The sequence below is a fragment of the Phenylobacterium sp. genome, from assembly GCF_030645195.1.
Taxonomy (GTDB): Bacteria; Pseudomonadota; Alphaproteobacteria; order Caulobacterales; family Caulobacteraceae; genus Phenylobacterium.
This window is the reverse complement of record NZ_JAUSLW010000219.1, coordinates 1-2,937: the sequence shown is the minus strand read 5'-3', so window position 1 is coordinate 2,937 and position 2,937 is coordinate 1. Positions and strand designations below refer to the sequence as shown.

Here is a 2,937-nt window from a genome sequence, read left to right as displayed (position 1 = left end):
GGACACCGGCGTCCCCGCCGCCCAGGCCGCGCCGTCCAAGACCTTCACCTCCCAGACGGCCCTGAACCTGCGCAAGGGCCCCGACGCCAAGTTCGCCGTGGTCCGCACCCTGCCGCCGGGCTCGGTGGTCTATCCGACCGGCAACAAGGACGGCCTCTGGTGGGAGGTCGCCGACGAGAACGACAATGTCGGCTGGGTGCTCAACACCAAGCTCGAACCGACCCGCTAGAGCGCGTCAGGCGGAAGTGGATACCGGTTCCGCCGCCCGACGTGCTCTCATGTTTTGAATCTAGCCCCTTCTTGCCGTTTCAGATGAGTCCATCTGAAACGGTCAGAGTCTAGGAGCCCGCTAGGAGGGAGCGCCTGAACGGCCTGCAGGGGGTCGGTGGTTCGACTCCGCATAGGGCCGCCATGGCGGCCTCTCGACCGGACCTTGCCTCGACTCCCGATCACGCCAGAGGCGCCCAGACAGATCGCGATACCTATGATTGATTTGTCGTTTCAACACGCGGAAGGCGCAATACTCATTTCGGGGATAATAATTGGGCCCAATAGAGCCGCATACTCAATATGGGCTTGGCGTGGTTGCCGTGAAATTGTGATCTGCTCTTCACGTTAGGGGTTGGTTTACGGAAACTCTCCTAACACGACGCGTATCGGTCGATGCCGCCTTGGGCCATCAACTTGGCCCGACAACACCATTTGGGCGCAAACCTCGGCTGTTTGAACGTCGGGAGAGGCATCATGTTTGGCATCCATACGGGATCTGGCGGGAACGCCGGGGCGACGCTCGAGGCCCTTGGCCGATCCCTCGCCATCATCGAGTTCGATCCCAAGGGAAATATTCTGACGGCGAACGAGAACTTCTGCGCCGCCCTGGGCTACAGCCTGTCGGAGATCAAGGGCCGCCACCACAGCCTGTTCGTCGATCCTGAGGTGGTGCGCAGCCCCGACTACGCCGCCTTCTGGGCCAAGCTGGGCCGCGGGGAGTTCGACGCCCGAGAGTACCGTCGCATCGCAAAGGGGGGCCGCGAGGTCTGGATCCAGGCCTCCTACAACCCGGTGAAGAACGCCAAGGGCGTCGTCCAGAAGGTCGTCAAGGTCGCCACCGACATCACCGCCGAGAAACTCCGCAACGCCGACTTCGCGGGCAAGATCGCGGCCATCTCCCGCGCCCAGGCCACGATCGAGTTCACCGTCGACGGCGAAGTCCTCGACGCCAATGACAACTTCCTGAAGGCGCTGGGGTACGATCTCGCCGAGATCAAGGGCCGCCACCACCGGATGTTCGTCGAGCCCGCCTTCGCCCAGACGGCGGAGTATCATGACTTCTGGCGACGGCTGAACGGCGGGGAATTCGTGGCCGCGGAGTTCAAGCGCATCGGCAAGGGCGGCCGCGAGGTCTGGATCCAGGCCTCCTACAATCCGATCCTCGACGCTGACAATAAGGTCCTCAAGGTGGTCAAGTTCGCCACCGACATCACAGCCCGGGTCAAGGCCGTGGACGAGATCGCCGGGGGCCTGTCCAAGCTGGCCCACAACGACCTCAGCTACCGGATCACCCGCGCCATCGACCCGGCCTTCGAGAAGGTGCGCACCGACTTCAACGCGGCCATGACCACCCTGCAGGAGACCATGACCGCGGTCATGGCCTCCACCACCAGCGTCGGCGGCGGCGCCGACGAGATCGCCAGCGCCTCGGACGACCTTTCCCGGCGCACCGAACAACAGGCCGCCAGCCTGGAGGAGACCGCCGCGGCCCTCGACGAGATCACCGCCACCGTCAGGCGCAGCGCGACGGGCGCCAAGCAGGCCTCCGGCGCCGCCTCGAGCGCCCGCGCCGAAGCCCAGCGTTCGGGCGAGGTGGTGCGCGAGGCGGTCTCGGCCATGGGTGAGATCGAAGGGTCGTCCAAGCAGATCAGCCAGATCATCGGGGTCATCGACGAGATCGCCTTCCAGACCAACCTGCTGGCCCTGAACGCCGGGGTCGAGGCCGCGCGCGCCGGCGAGGCGGGCCGCGGCTTCGCCGTCGTCGCCTCCGAGGTCCGGGCGCTGGCCCAGCGCTCGGCCGACGCGGCCAAGGAGATCAAGGCCTTGATCGCCACCTCCGGCGCCCAGGTCGAGCGGGGCGTGAAGCTCGTCGGCGAAACCGGTGAGACCCTGCTGGGGATCGCCGAGAAGGTGGCCGAGATCGACGGTCTGATCTCCGAGATCGCCCTGTCCTCGCAGGAGCAGGCCACCGGCCTCGCCCAGGTCAACACCGCGGTCAACCAGATGGACCAGGTCACCCAACAGAACGCCGCCATGGTGGAGCAGGCCACCGCGGCGGCCTCCAGCCTGCGCGGCGAGGCCCGGGAGCTGGTGCGGCTTGTCAGCCGCTTCCAGTCCGGCGACGACGCTCATGGCGCTGCCCGCCTGGAGCTCGCCGACCCCGAACGGCATGCGACCGCCCGCAATCCCGTCGCTCGGCAACGCGCACGGCTGAGGGGGGCGTTCGGCTCGGCGGCCGTGGCCGAGGCGCCCGCCGGCGAGTGGACCGAGTTCTGAGCTGATGGGCGCCTGAACCGGTATCCACGTCAGCCTGTCACGCTCTAAGCTCGCCGCTTGGAAGGGGAGCCGGCCATGTCAATGTACCACGAGGGCCAGAGGCGCCTGCAGGAGGCCTTCGGCAGCCGCGCCCTGGCCGACCGGCTCGATGAGACCCTGCGCCACGACCTCTTCACCGACCGCGACTCAGCCTTCATCGCCCAGCAGAGCTTCTTCTTCCTGGCCACCGCCGACGACCAGGGCCGGCCCGACTGCTCCTTCAAGGGCGGGCCTGCGGGCTTCGCCCGTGTCATCGCCCCGGACGCCCTGATCTTCCCCGACTACGACGGCAACGGCATGTTCCGCAGCCTGGGCAACCTGACAGCCAATCCGCAGGTCGGCCTGCTGTTC

Annotated in this window: 3 protein-coding genes; all 3 read left to right on the top strand. The window is 66.9% G+C overall.

The genetic code is table 11. The annotated features are described in order from the left end of the window. Positions 1–229, top strand: a 229-nt coding sequence (locus tag Q7T09_RS19915; RefSeq protein ID WP_304698018.1) for an SH3 domain-containing protein, incomplete at its 5' end; no start/stop codon positions are given. A 515-nt stretch (positions 230–744) separates the two neighbouring features. After that, the gene (locus tag Q7T09_RS19910) at positions 745–2,547 is read left to right on the top strand and encodes a PAS domain-containing methyl-accepting chemotaxis protein (RefSeq protein WP_304701971.1); all 1,803 of its coding nucleotides are present in this window, start codon (positions 745–747) and stop codon (positions 2,545–2,547) included. Between the two features lie 75 nt (positions 2,548–2,622). Continuing rightward, positions 2,623–2,937: pyridoxamine 5'-phosphate oxidase family protein (locus Q7T09_RS19905; RefSeq protein ID WP_304701969.1), on the top strand; the 315-nt coding region annotated here is incomplete at its 3' end.

Coding starts and splice junctions, on each gene's coding strand:
- Q7T09_RS19910 (WP_304701971.1), top strand. CDS start 745: ATGTTTGGCATCCATACGGGATCTGGCGGGAACGCCGGGGCGACGCTC.